The sequence below is a fragment of the Chryseobacterium sp. W4I1 genome (assembly GCF_030816115.1).
Taxonomy (GTDB): domain Bacteria; phylum Bacteroidota; class Bacteroidia; order Flavobacteriales; family Weeksellaceae; genus Chryseobacterium.
This window is the reverse complement of sequence record NZ_JAUSXQ010000001.1, coordinates 662,065-682,272: the sequence shown is the minus strand read 5'-3', so window position 1 is coordinate 682,272 and position 20,208 is coordinate 662,065. Positions and strand designations below refer to the sequence as shown.

Annotated in this window: 12 protein-coding genes and 1 pseudogene; 8 read left to right on the top strand and 5 right to left on the bottom strand. The window is 37.5% G+C overall.

The window, feature by feature from the left end; translation table 11 throughout:
- Window positions 1-142: 142 nt before the first annotated feature.
- Window positions 143-4,811, bottom strand: a pseudogene (dnaE, locus tag QF044_RS03225) (DNA polymerase III subunit alpha).
- 286 nt (window positions 4,812-5,097) lie between these two features.
- On the opposite strand from dnaE, the gene QF044_RS03220 reads away from it, so the two are divergent.
- From QF044_RS03220 to QF044_RS03210, 3 genes are all read left to right on the top strand, one after another.
- The gene (locus tag QF044_RS03220; RefSeq protein ID WP_307263573.1) at window positions 5,098-7,212 is read left to right on the top strand and encodes a S8 family peptidase; all 2,115 of its coding nucleotides are present in this window, start codon (window positions 5,098-5,100) and stop codon (window positions 7,210-7,212) included.
- A gap of 75 nt (window positions 7,213-7,287) precedes the next feature.
- Window positions 7,288-9,360 carry a thiamine pyrophosphate-dependent enzyme gene (locus QF044_RS03215; protein WP_307263570.1) on the top strand — a complete coding sequence of 691 codons (2,073 nt, stop codon included), beginning with the start codon at window positions 7,288-7,290 and terminating at the stop codon, window positions 9,358-9,360.
- Between the two features lie 127 nt (window positions 9,361-9,487).
- Complete coding sequence (locus tag QF044_RS03210; protein ID WP_307263568.1) at window positions 9,488-10,522, top strand: bestrophin family protein; 1,035 nt, start codon at window positions 9,488-9,490, stop codon at window positions 10,520-10,522.
- Window position 10,523: 1 nt separating this feature from the next.
- Here QF044_RS03210 and QF044_RS03205 read toward each other — a convergent pair whose 3' ends face one another.
- Entirely contained in the window at window positions 10,524-10,982 is a 459-nt protein-coding gene (locus QF044_RS03205; protein WP_307263566.1) for an Lrp/AsnC family transcriptional regulator, read from the bottom strand.
- A gap of 157 nt (window positions 10,983-11,139) precedes the next feature.
- On the opposite strand from QF044_RS03205, the gene QF044_RS03200 reads away from it, so the two are divergent.
- Window positions 11,140-12,366 carry an aminotransferase class I/II-fold pyridoxal phosphate-dependent enzyme gene (locus QF044_RS03200; protein ID WP_307263564.1) on the top strand — a complete coding sequence of 409 codons (1,227 nt, stop codon included), beginning with the start codon at window positions 11,140-11,142 and terminating at the stop codon, window positions 12,364-12,366.
- 223 nt (window positions 12,367-12,589) lie between these two features.
- On the opposite strand, the gene QF044_RS03195 is transcribed toward QF044_RS03200, so the two are convergent.
- On the bottom strand, window positions 12,590-13,594 hold the full coding sequence (locus tag QF044_RS03195) for a glycosyltransferase family 2 protein (RefSeq protein WP_307263562.1): 1,005 nt from the start codon (window positions 13,592-13,594) through the stop codon (window positions 12,590-12,592).
- A gap of 194 nt (window positions 13,595-13,788) precedes the next feature.
- Here QF044_RS03195 and QF044_RS03190 point away from each other — a divergent pair, with 194 nt between their 5' ends.
- Window positions 13,789-14,802, top strand: a complete 1,014-nt coding sequence (locus QF044_RS03190) for an SDR family NAD(P)-dependent oxidoreductase (RefSeq protein ID WP_307263559.1) — start codon at window positions 13,789-13,791, stop codon at window positions 14,800-14,802.
- 36 nt (window positions 14,803-14,838) lie between these two features.
- Window positions 14,839-15,645 carry a helix-turn-helix domain-containing protein gene (locus tag QF044_RS03185; protein ID WP_307263557.1) on the top strand — a complete coding sequence of 269 codons (807 nt, stop codon included), beginning with the start codon at window positions 14,839-14,841 and terminating at the stop codon, window positions 15,643-15,645.
- Between the two features lie 279 nt (window positions 15,646-15,924).
- Here the strand turns inward: QF044_RS03185 and QF044_RS03180 are convergent, their stop codons facing one another.
- The gene (locus QF044_RS03180) at window positions 15,925-17,088 is read right to left on the bottom strand and encodes a class I SAM-dependent RNA methyltransferase (RefSeq protein ID WP_307263555.1); all 1,164 of its coding nucleotides are present in this window, start codon (window positions 17,086-17,088) and stop codon (window positions 15,925-15,927) included.
- A 135-nt stretch (window positions 17,089-17,223) separates the two neighbouring features.
- Here QF044_RS03180 and QF044_RS03175 point away from each other — a divergent pair, with 135 nt between their 5' ends.
- Both QF044_RS03175 and QF044_RS03170 read left to right on the top strand, forming a co-directional pair.
- Complete coding sequence (locus tag QF044_RS03175; RefSeq protein ID WP_307263552.1) at window positions 17,224-17,952, top strand: class I SAM-dependent methyltransferase; 729 nt, start codon at window positions 17,224-17,226, stop codon at window positions 17,950-17,952.
- Complete coding sequence (locus tag QF044_RS03170) at window positions 17,949-18,674, top strand: ZIP family metal transporter (RefSeq protein WP_373462586.1); 726 nt, start codon at window positions 17,949-17,951, stop codon at window positions 18,672-18,674. Before QF044_RS03175 ends, QF044_RS03170 begins: the two co-directional genes overlap by 4 nt.
- A 130-nt stretch (window positions 18,675-18,804) precedes the next feature.
- Here QF044_RS03170 and QF044_RS03165 read toward each other — a convergent pair whose 3' ends face one another.
- Entirely contained in the window at window positions 18,805-20,208 is a 1,404-nt protein-coding gene (locus QF044_RS03165) for an OmpP1/FadL family transporter (RefSeq protein WP_307263550.1), read from the bottom strand.

The following is a 20,208-nucleotide window of genomic DNA, read 5'->3' as shown; positions in this document are numbered from 1 at the left end:
TTAAAAATCACAAACAATGGATAAATTTCGATTTAACATAAAATAATTTTTCTGAATTTATGTTGATAATTTTCTCAAATTTTAGCACAAAAAACAAAAAAGCGGCAAAATGCCGCTTAAATAACTCTACTTTTTACAATTACTAATTGAGATAAAATTCATATTTATTTAGCAATTGAATTTCTTTAATCAAATCTCCATTCAGATCTACAGAATGTTTCATAGACTGAACTTCAATCTGTGAATCATCTTCAATATTTTTAATGAAGAATTTAAGTTTTTGATTTCCTTTATTCCGATCCAGAACAGTTTTAAAAAAATCTAGATCTTCGGTGCGTACATCCATCACATCCATCACGAGAGAGATACTTTTTGCAAATCTTTCAAATGCTTCCTGAAGTTCAATAACATCATTTACATTTACGAACACCCTCCCATCTTTAACCTGAGCAAATTTTATTTTAAAAATGACAAATCTCTGAACTTCCAGTTTCTCCTTCAAACGCATATAATCCCTATCTCCAAGCCTGAAAGAATAGGATCCGGAATAATCTTCCAAAGTAACAAAGGCTACTTTTTCGCCGCTTCTGAAGCCATCCTGAACTCTATATTCAGTAATAAGCCCGGCCACAGTATATTCTTTTCCACCGCCACCGTTCTCTCTTTCTTTCTGCATGGTTTTCCAGTCTTTCTTTTTTTCTTCAAAAAGTTCTTCCTGTTTATTGGCAAAAGCCTGTTCCTTGTATGCATCTACCTCATCCAGATTTAAAAACATAAAGTTTCCTTTTGGCTCGGCTTTTTTGGTTACTTCTTCTATAATCTCTTCCTCCCCTACAGAAAGATCATCGGAGACAATTTCAATAAGATCTACCGTTTCATCCCGTGAATCCGGTTCCAGAACCGGAGCTTCATCCGTTACTAATTTCACTTCTTCATCTTTTTCCAGTACCGCTTTTTTAGAAAGCCTTCCCTGCATAAACTGGAACTGATATTTAAATTCATCCAGCGGATGGGCAGAAAGATAAAATCCTATAATCTCTTTTTCTTTGTTTAATTTATGCATATTCGGCCATTCAGGACACGGCAGCAGCTTTGGCTGTTCTATTTGAACTTCATCGGCAAAATCAGCAAAAAGAGAATGTTCCATTTCGTTTTTGCTCTCCTGGAAGCTTTGCCCGTAACGGATGAGTCTTTCAAGATTGGTTTTTCCAGCCATATCAATATCAAAATACTGGCCTCTGTGATAGGAATCCAATTCATCAAAAGCTCCTGCAAGAACTAAACTTTCCGCAACTCTTTTATTCATTTGAGAAGGCATGATCCTTTCAAAGAAATCGTAAATATTTTTAAATCTTCCGTTGGCTCTTTCTCTTGTAATCCCTTCACTTGGGCCTTCTCCAATTCCTTTTATGGCTCCCAAACCAAAACGGATCTGTCCTTTTTCATTTACAGAGAATTTATAGTGAGATTCATTTACATCCGGCCCTAAAACATCAACCCCAATACTTTTACAATCTTCCATAAACATGGTAATAGATTCTGTATTGTTAATGTTATTACTCATCACACTCGCCATATATTCTGCCGGATAATTGGCTTTCAGATACGCTGTCTGATAAGCAATTAGCGCATAACATGTTGAGTGAGACTTGTTGAAGGCATATTCTGCAAAGGCTTTCCAGTCATTCCAGATTTTCTCCAGCCTTTCTTCATTAAGATTGTTTTTACGGCCTCCTTCAATAAATTTAGGATACATTTTATTCAGAACATCAATCTGCTTTTTACCCATTGCTTTTCTCAGCGTATCAGCTTCACCTTTGGTAAAATTGGCCAACTTCTGGGACAAAAGCATTACCTGCTCCTGATAAACAGTAATACCGTAAGTTTCTTTTAAATATTCTTCTGTTTCCGGTAAATCGTAGACAATTTCTTCAATTCCGTGTTTCCTGTTGATGAAATTTGGGATATATTTGATAGGTCCCGGACGGTACAGGGCATTCATAGCAATAAGATCGGCAAAAACCGTAGGCTTCAGCTCTCTCATATACTTCTGCATTCCCGGACTTTCATACTGGAAAATCCCTATCGTTCTTCCTTCTTTAAATAACTGATATGTTTTGGCATCATCAAGGGGAATTAAATCCGGATCAATATCGACTCCATGTCTTGCTTTAACTAATTTTAAAGCATCTTTAATAATCGTCAAAGTTCTGAGACCCAAAAAGTCCATCTTCAGAAGTCCTGCACTTTCCGCCACCGAGTTATCGAACTGGGAAACCAGGATATCTGCATCTTTCGCTGCAATGGTCACAGGTACGAGATTACTTACATCTTCAGGTGTAATAATAACCCCACAGGCATGAATCCCGGTATTTCTGATACAGCCTTCCATTTTTTTGGCACTTGCCAAAACATTATGACGCTGATCATCGGGAGTATTTAAAACATATCTCATTTCATCAACGAGCATCTGTTCTTCCGGTTTTAGCTTATCATATTTTGCTAAAGCTTTCGCAATATTCATCCCCGGACTTGGAGGTATCAGTTTAGTAATATTAATGGTATCCGGAATTGGTAAATCCAAAACTCTTCCAGCATCTTTAATAGCAGATTTCCCTCCTAAAACTGAGTAAGTAATAATCTGGGCAACCTGGTTTTTGCCATATTTATCAACCACCCATTTGATAACTTTATCTCTTCCTTCGTCATCAAAATCAATATCAATATCAGGCATAGAAACCCTTTCCGGATTCAGGAATCTCTCAAAAAGGAGATCATATTTAATAGGATCCACATTGGTAATTCCAATAGCATAAGCCACTGCAGAACCAGCCGCAGAACCTCTTCCAGGTCCCACCCAAACGCCCATTTTCCGGGCTTCATTGCAAAAATCCTGCACGATAAGGAAGTACCCTGGGTAACCGGTATTGGCAATAACGTCAAGCTCAAAGTCAAGACGTTCTTTAATTTCGTCAGTGATGCCGGTTTCAACATATCTTTTTCGGGCCCCTTCATAGGTAAGGTGAGTCAGATAAGCCATCTCCCCTCTTTTCCCTCCATCAGCTTCGTCATCTGCATGAATAAATTCTTCGGGAATATCAAATTTTGGAAGAAGAACATCCCTTTTTAAGGTATACGGACTGAATTTTGCGAGAAACTCTTCATAGGCTTCAAAAGCATCGGGATAAGCCAGAAAAGCTTCTTTAATTTCGTCGCTGCTTTTTATATAATATTCCCCCGTGGTAAGCCCTCTTCGCTTTCCGAATCCTTTTCCTATTGGCGTCGTTAATTTCTCACCATCTTTGATACAGCTTACAATATCCTGAATGTTGGCATCATCTTTATGGGTATAAAAAGTTTCATTCTGAGCCAATATTTTTGTATTGTATTTATCGGCAAGGTATAATAAAACTTCGTTCAAATGCTCTTCTTCGGGCAGTTTATGGTTTTGAAGCTGTACATAAAAATCATCTCCAAAAGTTTCTTTCCACCACTTAAAAAGCTCCTCTCCTTTCTGCTCCCCCGTGTTAAGAATGGCATCCGGAATATCTCCCAAAATCCCTGAGGTTACAGCGATGAGTCCTTCTTTATATTCGGCAATTAATTCTCTGCTTATCCTCGGCACACCAAAATAGAACCCTTTTAAAAATCCTATGCTGGAAAGTTTTGCCAGGTTTTTATATCCGTTAAAATCTTTCGCCAAAAGAACCATTTGGGTTCTTCTGTCTGGATCATCTTTAGTAAACTGCTTCTGCTCATACCGGTCTGAAATATAAAATTCACATCCTACAACTGGAATAAGCGGATCAGCAACCGGTTCCGGATCAGCAAATTCGGTTCCGTTTTCTTCGGCTTCCTGCTTTTTGGCAAGAAATTCCTTATATTTTTTTGCACGGTCGGAATTGGCAGATTCTACAGCGGAAACAAATTTAAAAGCGCCCATCATATTTCCGATATCCACCATTCCTACAGCAGGGAAATTTTCATCAGAAGCTTTTGTAATCAGATCATTAATACTGGAAGTAGCCATCAGTGTGGAAAAGACACTGTGACTGTTGAAGTTGAAATATTTTCCGATATCGATTTCGTCAATATTCCCAAAATCGGACTGCTTTTTCTTATTATTAAAATCAGCAACCTGTCTTCTGATAACAATATTAAACGGCTTTATCGGGTCGGGATAAAGTGTTTTAAAATAACTCAGCTGATCTTCAGAAATCTTCAGAACTTCGGCAGGAATCACTCCTATCCTCATCATTTCAAAAAAATACTCTTGCAGTTGCATTTACGTCAGCTGCTGCATTGTGAGCTTCGTCAAACTTGTGCCCGTAAAGTTTTTCATACAATTCTTCCAGTTTTGGAGATTTGTATCTTCCCCCTCTTCCACCGCCTAGTTTACAATAGTCTGTTCCTAAAACCATGGTATCGGCTTTAGGCTTATCTTGAAGATTGTCCTTTAAATTTTTTCTGTAAAGCTCTGCGCCTACAATATTATAATCAAATTCTACATTATGTCCGGAAACGACCCTCACCCTGTTCAGTACTTCAGAAAATTCCTCTAAAATCTTTTGCAGATCATGGCCTTCTTCATTGGCTATTTTTGTAGTAATCCCGTGAATTCTGGCAGCATTGAAGGGAATATCATACCCTTCAGGTTTTATTATATAATCCTGGTTTTCAATTAAATTACCATTATCATCATGTACCTGCCAAGCAATCTGAACCATTCTTGGCCAGTTGTCTGAATCTGAAAGCGGTGCATTGAAATTTTTAGGTAAACCGGTTGTTTCTGTGTCAAAAATTAAATACATATAAGTTTCTAACTTTTTTAAAAAAGAGAATGTAAAGTTACTGCATTTTTTCTAATAATGGACATCATAATTCCGGTTCAAATGGTATGAAAATACGTTTTGAAATACATATTCCCAAATTCACAAAACTAAGAACAAATCAAAAGAAATAAATATACATCAAAAAACCACTAAAAATATATTAATCACAAAAAAAATAACAAAATAACACATACTATAAACAATGAAATTAAAGATTTTAGCATATATTTGCTAACCTATAAATTTTAATATTTTACTAACTAGCATGAAGAAACATTTACTTTTGGTCAGCACTTTGGCAATTACATTAATAAGTGCGCAAAACAATGAAGGATTAAAAAGAGAGTTTGAAATACAAAACAAAGAGAATTCTGCAAAGTTTGACTCTTATGTTTCAAAGCATTACGGAGCAAACAAATCTCCGGAGGCTTTAAAAGAAATTGAAGAACAAAGAAGTAATTTAGCTGGATTTACTCCAAATGGTAAGCCTTATTTTTATAAAAACGAGGATAACAGACAAGTTTTGAATGCTAATGCTGATAATCTTAATACAGCAGGTGGTGTAGTAGGCTTAACTAACGCTTATAATGGTGAAGGTATTAAATATACTATTTTCGACGGAGGCAGAGTATATGCTGCTCATGCAGCTTTCAACAATCTGCCAGGAAGAATTACCAATAAAGAAGCTACAACCCAAAATTATAGTGCGCACTCAACAGGTGTAGCCAGTTTTATCGGTGGTAAAAGTATAAATGTAAGTGGTGGTGGCCTTAGTGGAAACACAAAAGGAATAGCTATTAACTCTACAATGGATTCTTATAGATTTGCAACAACGACATTACCCGGCAATACCACAACAAGTACTGTATTTCAAAAAATACTTGTAGCTCAGCCTAACCTATCTAACCACTCTTACGGAAGCAATGTTGGATGGGATATAAAAACGGTTAGTGGTGCCAATGCATGGGTATGGAACGGTGCTTTTGACACTCCTTCTACTGCTATGGATTTACAGGGAACGTATTTCAGTAATGATCAGAATTATGATCAGATTGTATATAATAATCCTTCTTATATTATTGTAAAATCTTCTGGTAATTATTTTGGTTACGGACCTGATTATCCAGGAACATCTGCTTTTCTTAAATATTATACCGATGATAATGGTGTCCCAGTTCAGTTTGCTGCAACAGATACACTTCCTACAACAAACTGTAGCAATGGAGCTGATTGTATCGGACCTGGATCTTTAGCCAAAAACATTATCGTTGTTGGAGCTACCGATGTAATTTCTACCAATAACTTTAAATATACTACTGCTTCTGATGTTGTTCATTCTGACTACAGTAGTGCAGGACCAAGAGATGATGGAGGAATCAAACCAGATATTTCAACTACAGGTACTGATGTTTTCTCAGCCGCTACAGCAGAAGATACTGTTGGCAGTACAACATATAGCTACGGAAGTGGTACTTCTTATTCCGCACCGGTAGTAACAGGAGTTATCGGATTGTGGACACAAGTAAATAAAGAACTTTTCTCAAATCAGGTATTAAATGCGGCAAGTGCAAAAACTTTAATGATTCATTCAGCTTCTGAAGCAGGAAATGTAGGTCCAGATCCATGGTTTGGATGGGGATATATCAATGCTAAAAAAGGTGCTGAATTATTAGTAGGAAAAGCTAACAATACGGTTATCTTTAATAATGAAACATTAACCAGCGGTACTCCAAACACAAAGAATATTGTAGCATCAGGCACGGAGCCTTTGAAAGTTACAATTTCATGGATTGATCCTGAATACGTACTTCCTGCAAATCTAACATGGGCTGCTGCATATAACAACAGATCATCAAGATTGGTGAACGATTTAGATCTAAGAATTGTTGATACGACAACAGGCACAATTTATCAACCGTGGAAACTAAACCCATTAGCGCCAATGACTCCGGCTACAAAAGGAGATAATACAGTAGATAATGTAGAACAAGTGGTGATAGATAGTCCGGTTACTGGCAGAACTTACCGAATTGAAATTACTAATAAAGGAACCTTAAAAAACAATGCTGGTGCCAATGCTCCGCAAAATTACTCTATTATAGCTACTGGCCAGATACAAGCTGTTTTAGGAACCAGTGAAGCCAACGCATTAAGCGGTCTCGCAATTGCTCCAACGATTACAAAAGATATTATAAACATACTGAAAGCCCCTAAAAAATCTACTTTCATAATTTATGATCTTTCTGGCAAGAAACTACAGAACGGAGTAATCAACAGCGAAAAAGAATCTGTAGATCTATCTACATACACTAAGGGTATTTACATCATTGAAGTGAGAACAGATAAAGATGTTATCTCTAAAAAAGTAATCAAGGAATAATCTTATATTACATAAATTTCACACAAAATACTAACACTTGTTAGTATTTTGTTTTTTTGTGTATATTTGCTTTCTATGGAAAATACACTTCACGAAAAGGTTTCTCAGGATATTTTGCTTAAAGCGTATAATCATATGATGCTGGCCAAAGCAATGGCAGATATCTATGAAGAAAACAGAAATATCTGTAAATATGTTCATAGTACTTCAAGAGGTCACGAAGCTATTCAACTGGCAACAGCTTATCAGCTAAAAAAAGAAGACTGGGTTTCTCCTTATTATCGTGATGAAAGTATTTTATTGGGAATTGGTTTTGAGCCATACGAATTAATGCTTCAGTTGCTGGCAAAAGCTGATGACCCTTTTTCAGGAGGAAGATCTTATTATTCTCACCCTTCAAGCCGTGATGAAAACAAGCCGAAGATTATTCACCAGAGCTCTGCTACAGGAATGCAGACGATCCCAACTACAGGAGTAGCTCAGGGAATAAAATATATTCAGGATTTTAATTTACAGACCTTCGAAAACAATCCGGTGGTTGTTTGCAGTCTGGGAGACAATTCTGTAACGGAAGGTGAAGTAAGTGAAGCCTTACAATTTGCAGCGCTGCACCAGCTTCCTATTATATTCCTTGTACAGGATAATGAATGGGGAATCTCTGTAACAAAAGATGAAGCAAGAACTTGTGACGCTTACGATTTTGTAGCCGGATTTACCGGCCTTAACAGAATGCGTGTAGACGGAACTGATTTTGTAGAAAGTTTTGAAGCGATGAAAAAAGCTGTAGACTTTGTAAGAAACGAAAGAAAGCCTATAGTCGTTTGTGCTAAAACTGTACTGATCGGTCATCACACATCGGGTGTAAGAAGAGAATTCTATAGAGATGAGGAAGATTTAACAAAACATAGAGCTAAAGATCCAGGTGAGATTCTTAGAAAGCAACTATTAGAATCAGGAACAGACGAAGATCTTTTAAAGCAGATCACTAAAAAAGCCCGTCTGGAAGCTGAAGAGGCTTTTGAAAGAGCTAAAAATGCAGAAGATCCAAAACCTGAAACGGTTATGCAGCACGTTTTCGCTCCTACTCCAATTACAGAGGAAACGGGAACCCGTGAGCCTGCCGGCGGTGAAAAGATCGTTATGGTAGACGCAGCCATTCATGCAGTACAGGAACTGATGTGGAAACATCCCGAAGCGCTTCTTTACGGACAGGATGTAGGAGAGAGAATCGGAGGAGTTTTCAGAGAGACGGTGACTTTAGGAAAAAAATTCGGAAGCAAAAGAGTTTTCAATACGGCCATCCAGGAGGCATATATCATTGGATCAACAGCAGGAATGAGTGCTGTAGGACTGAAACCTATCGTAGAAGTTCAGTTTGCCGATTATATTTATCCGGGAATCAACCAGTTGATCACCGAAATTTCAAAATCAAGTTATTTAAGTCAGGGAAAATTCCCTGTGAGCAATATTATCCGTGTACCAATCGGTGCATATGGTGGCGGCGGACCTTACCACAGTGGAAGTGTTGAAAGTATTTTAGCCAATATCAAAGGAATCAAAATTGCTTATCCAAGCAACGCAGCTGATTTCAAAGGTTTATTAAAAGCGGCTTACTACGATCCGAACCCTGTTATCATGCTAGAGCATAAAGGTTTGTACTGGAGTAAAGTTCCGGGAACTGAAGATGCCAAAACCATTGAGCCAGCAGAGGATTATATCCTTCCTTTCGGGAAAGGTAAAGTGATCATTGAAGCAGATCAAAATGAAACCGAAAAAGGCAGAACGTTATTGGTGGTAACTTATGGAATGGGAGTTTACTGGGCAAAAGAGGCCGTAAAAAACTTTAATGGAAGAGTTGAAGTCATTGACTTGAGAACGATTATTCCTCTGGATGAAGAGCTTGTTTTTGAAAGGGTGAAAGCTCATGGAAAATGTATCGTTCTGACGGAAGAGCAATTGAATAATTCGTTTGCAGAAGCTTTTGCACACCGCATCTCGAAAAACTGTTTTAAGTATCTGGATGCTCCTGTAGAAACAATGGGATCTCTCGATACGCCAGCTGTTCCTATCAACCTGATATTGGAAAAAGAAATGCTTCCCAATGCCGAAAAGCTTACCAAAAAGATCGAAGAAATGCTGCAATATTAAACAGCAATATTAAATATATAAAACCTCTAATTTTTTTAGAGGTTTTTTTATTACATTTAATAAGCATTAGGATAACCCAATTTGGTATTTCTTTTGTTTATACCCACACCAAATTTCACACAGCATTATGATCACCACAAAATATGTCAATTACAAACAGGTTTTAAACTTATCCGGTATTCATCTGATCTGGATCTCAATTTGGTGTACATTGATTACAGCTCTGTTTTATTTTTTCAATTGGCACTGGATGATTATTCCCTGGGTTCCGGTGGCTTTGATTGGTACTGCAGAGGCATTTTTGGTGGGTTTTAAAAACAATCAGGCTTACGACAGATTATGGGAAGCAAGGAAAATATGGGGCGGAATTGTCAATTCAAGCCGATCTTTCGCATCCATGATGTACGCTTTTGATACTGAGAATGAGGAAGTCGGAACTTTTGATCTGGAAGACCGCAGAAAAAGAATTATTCACCGTCATATTGCATGGCTGTACACCTTCCGGGAGCAGCTTTTGGTTCCTGCAGAATGGGAGCACATCAGTGACGAGGGTGACAAATTCACAAACATCGATCTTAAACGTCACAGGCTGATCAAAGCAGGTTTTCCCGATTACGGAAGAACCCCGATCTTTTTGCATAAATATCTTTCAGAAGAAGAATTTGAACTGCAGTCTGAGTATAAAAATTTTGCAACTTATCTGATGTCTCAGCAGGCCAGGGAAATTAATGAACTGAAAAACAAAAAAATCATTTCAGAATTTAATCAGGTTCAGCTGCAAAACTGCATCAATGAGTTCTACAATTATCAGGGACAAGCCGAAAGAATTAAAAAATTCCCTTCACCAAGGCAGTTTGCAAGTACGGCATTTGTATTTAATATCCTTTTTATTCTCTTGCTTCCGCTAGGTTTGGTGAATGAATTTGCTAAATTGGGCGACTGGGGAATCTGGACTTCCATTCCTTTCTGTATCATTATCGGATGGATTTATATTATTATGGAACTGGTGGGTGATTATTCTGAAAACCCTTTCGCCGGATTAATGTTTGATGTTCCCATGCTTTCTATTTGCAGAGCTATCGAAATTGATCTTCTACAAATGGGTGGCGAACATGAAGATCTTCCGGAAGCTATTACTTCTAAAAATGGAGTCCTCATCTAAATTACAGAACAATTGCTGTTGTATTTTTCACTTCAGAGATCATAAAAGAACTGTGGGTACTTGCGATGTGCTGTAAAGCCGTTAGTTTCGTTAGCATAAAATTTCTGTAATCCTCCATGTCCTTCACTCCTATTTTAAGAATGTAGTCGTAATCACCACTCACATGGAAACATTCTGTGACTTCTTGTAAATTCAGGACTTCCCTTTCAAACTGGAGAACAAATTCCTTTTTGTGCTGTGTCAGTTTTATATGACAAAGCACAATAAAATCCCGGTTAATCCTATGACGATCCAACAATGCCACATATTTTGAGATCACCCCTTGATTTTCAAGCTTTTTGATACGCTCGTAAACTGCGGTTACAGATAAACCAAGCTTATAAGACAATTCTTTGGTGGTCTGCTTGCAATCTTCCTGAAGGTATAAGAGCAGTTTTTTATCAGTTTCATCAAAATTCATAGACAATTTTTTGGATAAAGTTTAACATTTTCAAATATAATAAACATATTTTCTAAATAAAATAATAATTATAGATTTATATTCTACATATTTAAATATATCTTGTAATTATTATGAAAACAAAGCATATTAGCCGTGTAAATAAAACTTTAAGCTTATGGAAAATTTTAATGCGGCTAATGAGATCCAGGATCTGCAATATTTTGGCGAATTTGGAGGGGTAAATCCATCAATTTCTGACAGCTCTACCTATACTTTTCTTTCTGCAAAAACGATGTTCGATACCTTTGAGGGAAATGCCGAAGGATGTTATCTGTATTCCAGACATTCATCCCCAATGAATCTCTATCTTGCCCAGGCATTGGCAAAAATGGAAAACACAGAGGCTGCCAACGTTACGGCATCCGGAATGGGCGCTATTACTTCTGTGTTGATGCAGGTTTGTAAAAGCGGTGACCATATTATTTCCAGCAGAACCATCTATGGCGGAACTTATGCTTTTCTTAAAAATTTCCTGCCGCCTTTTCATATTGACACCACTTTCGTAGATATCAGCAATTTTGAGTCTATAGAAAATGCTATAACCCCTAATACAAAAGTGATTTACTGCGAAAGTGTAAGCAACCCGCTCCTTGAAGTGGCAGACCTTAGAAAGCTTTCAGAGATCTGTAAAAAACACAATCTGAAACTCATCGTAGACAATACGTTCTCTCCTCTTTCTGTTTCACCTACGTTATTAGGTGCTGACATCGTAATTCATAGTTTAACAAAGTTCATCAACGGAAGCAGTGATACGGTGGGTGGTGTATACTGCGGAAGTCAGGAATTCATCAATGATACTAAAAATGTAAATAACGGAGCTTGCATGCTCTTGGGACCTACCATGGACAGTTTCCGTTCTGCAAGTATCCTTAAAAACCTGAGAACGCTTCATATCAGAATGAAACAGCACAGTCACAACGCGATGTATCTTGCTGAAAGATTTGAAAAAGATGGATTGAAAGTATCCTATCCAGGACTGAAATCACACAAGGACCATGAACTGATGAAAAGCATGATGTACGAGGAATACGGATTCGGAGGACTGCTGACAATAGATGCAGGCACCACTGACAAAGCCAATGAGCTGATGGAAATGATGCAGCAGGAAAATCTGGGCTACCTGGCAGTGAGCTTAGGCTTTTACAAAACTTTATTTTCATGCTCGGGAAGTTCGACTTCATCGGAGATCCCGGAAGAAGAGCGTGAAGCAATGGGCATATCGGACGGACTGATTAGATTTTCAATCGGGCTAGATCACGATATTGCAAGAACTTATGAAAAAATGCGGGAATGCATGCTAAAAACAGGCGTTCTCAACCATGAAACTCTACTCATATCCTAATTTATTGTTATAAAAGCTGTTAGAATTTCTGGCAGCTTTTATTTTTTTAATGCTACAGCTTCCGAGACTGCTATGACAGTGCAGTACAGAAAATATTTTTCTATTTAAGTAATCAGACACGCATTTATCCGGCAGCTTAATCGAATCAATCAAAGATTGATTCTCATCTTTGCATTTCTTAGATTCAGCACTATGAAATAATCTTTGCGTGAAAAAACATCATCTATTTTATATGGAAATGTTTCGGGAAAGCTTCCTCGGGCTTCATTCTGAAAATATTCAGGAGTACCCATGATTTCAGGAAACCATATCCGTAAGAGAACATCTGAATATAGGTTGAGATCACCGCCATGCCGGCAATGCTCACATTTTTGGTTACAATCATTGCATGAAACAATACCATGAACGTATACAGCCCGTAAAAGGCCAGAATAATCCCTCTTCCTAAAATAAAATATTCTATAAACCCTAAGATATATCCTAACATAAAAAGGGTAGGAAATGCAAATGAGATTTTTACATAATTGGGATGTCTCTGGTTAAGAATAGGCCTTGCACATCCGAACTGGTAAACCTGTTTAGAGAATTTACCAAAATCAACTCTCCGCTTATGATACACCGCAATATCATCAAAAAAGGCAGTTGTATAACCATTTTCCCAAAGTGTCATGGATAGATCCGGATCTTCGCCGATTCTCATTTCGGAAAAACCACCTACTTTTTCAAAAACCTCTTTTTTCACACCCATATTGAAACTTCTCGGCTGAAATCTGGAAACTGCTTTTTTGCTTCCTCTGATTCCACCCGTTGTAAAAACAGAGGTCATAGAGTATGAAATAGCTTTCTGCATGAGATTAAAACCTTTATGAGCTTTATCAGCACCTCCAAAAGCATCACATGGAATAGTGTCTGTATCTTTTTTAATGTTTTCAATATAATCCTTTTCCACAATCACATCACTGTCCACAAAAAGAAGCCATTCGTTCTGAGCTCTTTTCGCACCATAGTTTCTGCTAAGTCCGGGACCGGAATTGTCTTTTCTGAAGTATTTAATATCTAATATCCCGTCGAAATTATGGATGGTTGGTTTAAGATCAATAAGAGAACCATCGTCCACAATAATGACTTCAAACTCTTTATCTGTTTGCATAGTTAAAGAATTCAAAAGCTCAAAAAGTTCATCCTTTCGGTTGAAAATAGCAACGACAATGGAAATGGTAGGTCTCAAATTGAAAATTTGTCAAAATTACTTATTCGTGGAAGATCCTACAAACAGTTTAACAGCTTATTCAAAGAAATTAACTTTTAAACAGACAGGTAAAAGCATGCCATTGAAACTTTCAACACAATAATTTGACATTTTAAACAAAATCCGTACGAACAGCATCTTATACCTTTGTTATAGAATTTAAAACTAAAAAAATGATACAGAATACCCAACCATTACAGCATCCTGTCCAGTCAGGATTTAATGCAGAATCTACAGCACAGGAAGTCATTAAAGGAATAGATCTTACCGGAAAAACAGTAATCATCACAGGCGGCTATGCAGGAATCGGCCTCGAAACTACTAAAGCACTTGCATCTGCGGGAGCCAAGCTAATTGTTCCTGCAAGAGATATTGAAAAAGCAGGAAAGAATCTTGCAGGTATTAAGAATATTGAACTTGAAAAAATGGATCTGATAGACCCCGCGTCTATTGATGACTTTAGCCAAAGATTCCTGACATCCGGAAGAAAACTTGATTTGCTGATCAATAATGCCGGAATTATGTGGGTCCCTCTACGGAGAGACAGCAGGGGTATCGAGTCACAGCTGGCAACCAATTATCTTGGCCAGTTTCATCTTACAGCCAGACTTTGGCCCGCTTTGAAAAGATCAGGTAACGCAAGGGTTATCAGCGTTTCCTCATACGGCCACCAGATGTCCGAATTTAATTTTGAAGATCCCAACTTTCAACAAAGAGAATACCAGACCCTTCTGGGATACGGACAGTCGAAGACAGCCTGTAATTTATTTGCTGCAGCACTGGATGAAAGAGGAAAAAAGTTCAATATCAGAGCCTATTCCTTACATCCCGGGTCTATTTACGGAACTGATCTTGGAAGAGAAGAACCGATAGACCTTTTTATCCAGATAGGAACTCATGATAAAAATGGAAAAATAAAACCTGAAGTTGAAGCCAAATTAAAAACAATTCCACAAGGTGCTGCTACCACAGTTTGGTGTGCAACGAGCCCCGCTCTTCAAAATATTGGAGGAATTTATTGTGAAAACTGTGATATTGCCGAAATAGACCTCGGACATATAGAGCATAGATTTGACGAACCTGCAACAATACGCGGCGTACAGCCCTACTCAATTGATAGAGATAATGCAGAAAGATTATGGACGTTAAGCGAAGAAATGCTTGGTTTCAAATTCGATACGGAATAATCTCATTTTATACATTTGCATCTATAAACTAAAATCATGGATTTCAACATACAGTATATCACTCCGGACATCAAGCTCTCTACCTATGACGACAGGCTTTTCAAAACTGAAACAGTTTTTGAATTTCATATGCTGGTTTGGTTTATATCAGGGGAAACAAAGATTATCCAGGCTGATAAAACATATGTATTCAAGGCCGGGGATATTTTCCTGATTCCGAGAAATCATCTGGCCACAATCATCAATTATCCCAAAGACGGACTTCCCCATAAGGCTGTAGTAATGCACCTTACCACAGAACGGCTGAAACAGTTTTATGCTTCCATTGAAATGAAGCACAAAACCTTTAGCCGGGAGTCTAAAATCCATAGCTTTCAAGGCCATCCTTTACTGAAAAGCTGCCTGGCCTCCCTGATCCCATATTTTGAAATGAAAGGGCCTTTCCCGGAAAATATCGCTTCGTTAAAAATCATTGAAGCTATAAGTATTCTCAGGGAAATTGATAAAGATATAGACAATGTCCTGACCGACTTTGAAGAACCCGGAAAAATTGATCTGGTTGGATTTATGGAAAAGAACTATATGTTCAATATGTCTCTGGAAAAGTTTGGATACCTGACGGGAAGAAGTCTTTCAACATTCAACAGGGATTTCAGAAAGGTTTTTCAGACTACGCCGCAGCGGTGGCTTACCCGAAAACGCCTTGAGCTGGCTTATTATTATTTAAAGGAAAAACAAAAAAGACCTTCGGATGTATTTCTGGAGGTTGGTTTTGAAGATCTCTCACACTTCTCATATGCCTTTAAAAAACAATTTGGGCATGTACCTTCTGCTTTAAGCTGATTAACTTAACGATGATCCGCAGGCATAGATTTATACAAACATCATGAGTATTACTTGGACTTGAGATGGCAAGAGATCTGCGCAATCTGCTAAATCTGCGAGCAAAAAAATTAGCGCAAAGATCATTAACATTACTTCAGGTTTGAGACAGCAAAGAGGAAATCAACTTTATTGATTTGATGAAGGTGATGTTTTAAGAAAATGATAAAGTAAAAGCAATCACGAATTATTAAATAACAAAAAACCTTCCGTAGCGGGAAGGTTTCTATTTGCTATTGATTATTCTTTTTCAATTTTATGAAGCTTTTTCGTGCCCTCATACATTTCATACTGCAGGAATCTGGTTTCCAGTTTTCCGTTGAAAAGTTTGATCTTTCTTGAAGGGCGAAGCCCGATTTTCTTCACGGCTTCCAGATCAGAAGAAATCAGCCAGGCCAGTGTATTAGGATAATTGGTCTTAAATGTATCCCCTATTTTTTTATAAAAATCATCATCATTGATGGATATTCTCTCGTCATAAGGTGGATTGAAAACCATTAATAACGGGAAAAGTTCTTTTTTGGACTCAAAGAAATCCTGGGTTTTCACCTGGATCACATCATCCATTTCTGCCGCTTCAATATTGGTTCTGGCAGCATGCAACATTCTGTTATCAATATCATAGCCAACAATTTTCCCATTAAATTCTCTCACCCTGTTAACTCTAACTTCCTTGATTTTTGCAAAAAGATCAGCATCGTAATTCTTCCAGTTCTGAAATGCAAATCCTCTTCTGAATATCTGTGCAGGAAGATCCATTGCGATCATGGCAGCTTCCACAAGAAGAGTCCCCGAGCCACACATAGGATCCAGGAAATTTCCTTTTCCGTCCCAGCCTGCCAGCTGAAGCATTCCGCTTGCGAGCACTTCATTAATTGGGGCTTCACCCTGCTCTTTTCTATATCCTCTTTTAAACAGTGGATCTCCAGACGAATCAAGAGAAATAGTAACCAATTCCCTGTCTATATGAAGATGGAATTTGATATCAGGACTTCTCGTCTCTACATTAGGCCGTCTTTTAAATTTATCCTGAAAATAATCCACAATAGCATCCTTCATTTTAAGAGTCACAAACTGTGAGTGTTTGAACGTTTCAGAATTTACGGTGGAATCAATAGCAAAAGACTGATCTACATCCATATATTCCTCCCATGCAATGCCCGAAAGTTTATTATAAAACTGGTGCTGATTGAATGCCTTAAATTCAAAAACGGGAATTAAAATTTTTAATGCTGTTCTTGCAGAGTAATTAATTTTATAAAGAAAACCGAGGTCGCCTTCACAATTGACTGCCCGGTTTTTAATTTCAACGTTTTTTCCGCCCAATTTTTTGATCTCTTCAGCAAGGATCTGCTCCAGTCCGAAGAATGTCTTTATCTGAATTTTTAGATTTTCTGTGTCCATAAATATTAATTAAAAGATTTAATGCTTTAATAATGAAAAGATTACAGTTTCAATTTTGTTGTAAATTGAATTTTTCGCTCTTTCAATATTTAAATACTTTGCTTTTAACCGCACAAATTTAGTTATTTTTGCATTATGGAATGGTTTGAATCTTGGTTTGATACACCTTATTATCATCTTCTTTATAGTAACAGAGACTATACGGAAGCCGAAAATTTCATTACGAAGCTTACTGAAGACCTTCAGTTACCGCCTTCATCCAAGATCATTGATCTGGCCTGTGGAAAAGGAAGACATTCTGTTTTTCTGAATAAACTGGGCTATGATGTACTGGGACTGGATCTTTCCAGACAGAGTATAGAATTCGACAAACAGTTTGAAACTCAAACCTTGCTCTTCGGTGTTCATGACATGCGAAACCCGATTGATGCTGATCCTATGGATGCCGTATTCAATTTATTTACGAGTTTCGGATATTTTGATAATGAAAATGATGATAAAAAAGTTTTCCAGTCGGTTTACAATGTTTTAAAACCGGGAGGTTATTTTGTTCTGGATTATCTAAATGAAGAATATGTAAGAAGAAATATAACTCCTGAATCCACAATAACCCGTGGTACTATTGATTTTAAAATCCTGAAAAAGATTGAGGGAAGACATATCGTTAAGGACATCCGTTTTGAAGCGGACGGAAAACCTTTTCATTTCTTTGAAAAAGTGAAGCTTCACACTTTGGAGGCCATTAATTCTTATGCATCAGAATGCGGTTTTGAAAGGGTAAAGATCTGGGGTGATTATCAGCTGAATGAATTTAACAGGGAAGTTTCACCACGCTGCATCAATTTATTTAAGAAAAAAGCATGATAACAGTTGTTTTACTGATATTAAGCGTTATTACAGGAGTTTTCCTCGGCAAGCATTTCGGAAAAAAAGAAAAGCTGGCTAAAAATCTTTTGGTTCTGAGTGCAGGATTTCTGATCACCATCTGTTTGAACGAGGTTTTTCCGCAGGTTTATACTTCAGAAGCAGGAAGCAGCCTTGGAATTTTCGTTATCGCAGGAGTTCTGCTTCAGATGATCCTTGAAGCTTTAACAAAGGGTTTTGAGCACGGACATTTCCATCATCATAGTGAGCATAATATTCTTCCTGTTGCATTAATGGTAGGGTTGTTTATTCATGCTTTTATTGAAGGTATTCCCTTAGCCAACGAAGAGCAGCAACTGTCCCCTTATCTTCTGGGCATTGTATTTCATAATCTTCCGATTTCATTTATACTCGGTGCATTTTTATTTAACAGAAAGAATGAGTCTAAGACTTCGCCTTATCCGTCTTTATTGATTGTGGCCTTATTTGCGCTGGCTTCACCGATGGGAATGCTATTGGGAAATTATTTTAATCCTGATCTGCAACCCTATTTTCTGGCTATTGTAGGAGGGATTTTTCTCCACATTTCATCCGTGATCATTTTTGAAAGTAATAAAAACCACAATATCGACTGGATAAAAATTGGTCTTGTCATCCTTGGTGTTTCTTTAGCATTGATTATGCATCTCTTCCATCATCATCCTACAGGACATTCTCATTAAGAGTCTAAGGATGAAGTATAGAACAGATATTCTTAAGTAACAAGTTCACCATTTAATTCAACGAAAAATAAGAAGCTCCGGATCTTACGATCCGGAGCCTCAATTTAATCACTCATTACACAATCTGGAATTAGAACTTCCAGCCGAATGTAATAAAGAAGTTATTTCTGTTATTTTTCACTTCTGAGACTACAAAATAATCTGATGACAGAATACTGTTATCTGAATAATAGGCAGTATCAGTACTCGGGTTTCCTGTTTCAATACCTCGTAAGAAAGGATTACTGTATTTAGAGGTCACATACTGGTATGATGCATCTATGTAAAAAGATTTGAAATCATATCCCAAACCGAATGAAGCAAGGTTTCTGCTGTTAAGCATCATATTGCTGTATGACTGGTCTGAAGTGGAAGCATCAGGATTTACCTGACTTACCGTCAAAGCATCAAAAGGATTAGATACATAAGAATAACCTCCTCTTAATCTAAACTGTTTTAATCTGTATTCTGCTCCTATCCTTACTTCAGATAAGTTTTTATAATTATCTTTGAAGAAACTGTTGAGTTCAGTTTCTGTACCTGTAACGACTTTGTATTTAGGTTTTGTCAGACCCAGCGTATAATCTACATTTAATGAGAAGTTTTTGCTGGCAACAAATGCGGCACTTACTGTAGCCTTAAGCGGTGTTGTAAGATCACGGCTTTCACTATCCGTTCCATCTCCGAAATTCGGATCATTATAGAACCTGTAATCTCTGTCTATACGCCAGAATGTAGGTGTTTCTATAGCACCTCCGATTCTGAAATTAGGACTAAGTTTACCGATCACCCCTACAGAAGCTGAAAAACCTGAAGACCTTTCAAGAAAAGGAGTACTCTGTCTGTCAAAATATTCTAAAGAGCCATTTGATAAGGATTGGAAAGCTGCAGTATCATATTGATCAATTGATGCATTGAAAAAATTCAATCCTGCACCGATATATACATTATGATTATAATTGGCTCCTACCCCAAAGCTTGTTTTTGATAGGTTTCCATATCTGTTATAAGCATGCCCCGCAAATGATGCACTCTTATCAGTAAAATCCTTGATAACATCACTGCTTCCAGGAGATTCCACATAATTATCCAATGACTGATTGGAGTAATTAATCCCGATATTGATAAATTTCCATCCTGATGCACTCATCAGAGGGAAAGACATTACTGCTCCTATGTTTCCAAGATCGGTATTTGTTTTACTATAATCGATGGTAGATCCTGCCCAGGTACTTTTATTTTTATTGGCTGCAATAGACAGCGTTCCTGAAACTTCTCCCGAAATGGCAACCCCTAAACCTGCGGGGTTCGTCAGCAGTGAATTGGCATCTCCTCCTAATGCTCCGTTAGCTCCTGCCATTGCATTAAACTTTGACGAACCCACCATAGGAGTGCTGGAATAAACATCTACAGTATTTCTTAATATAGAAACATCCTGAGCCTGCGCAAAAAATGCTGCGGCAACGCCCATTAATACTAAAGATTTTTTTAACAT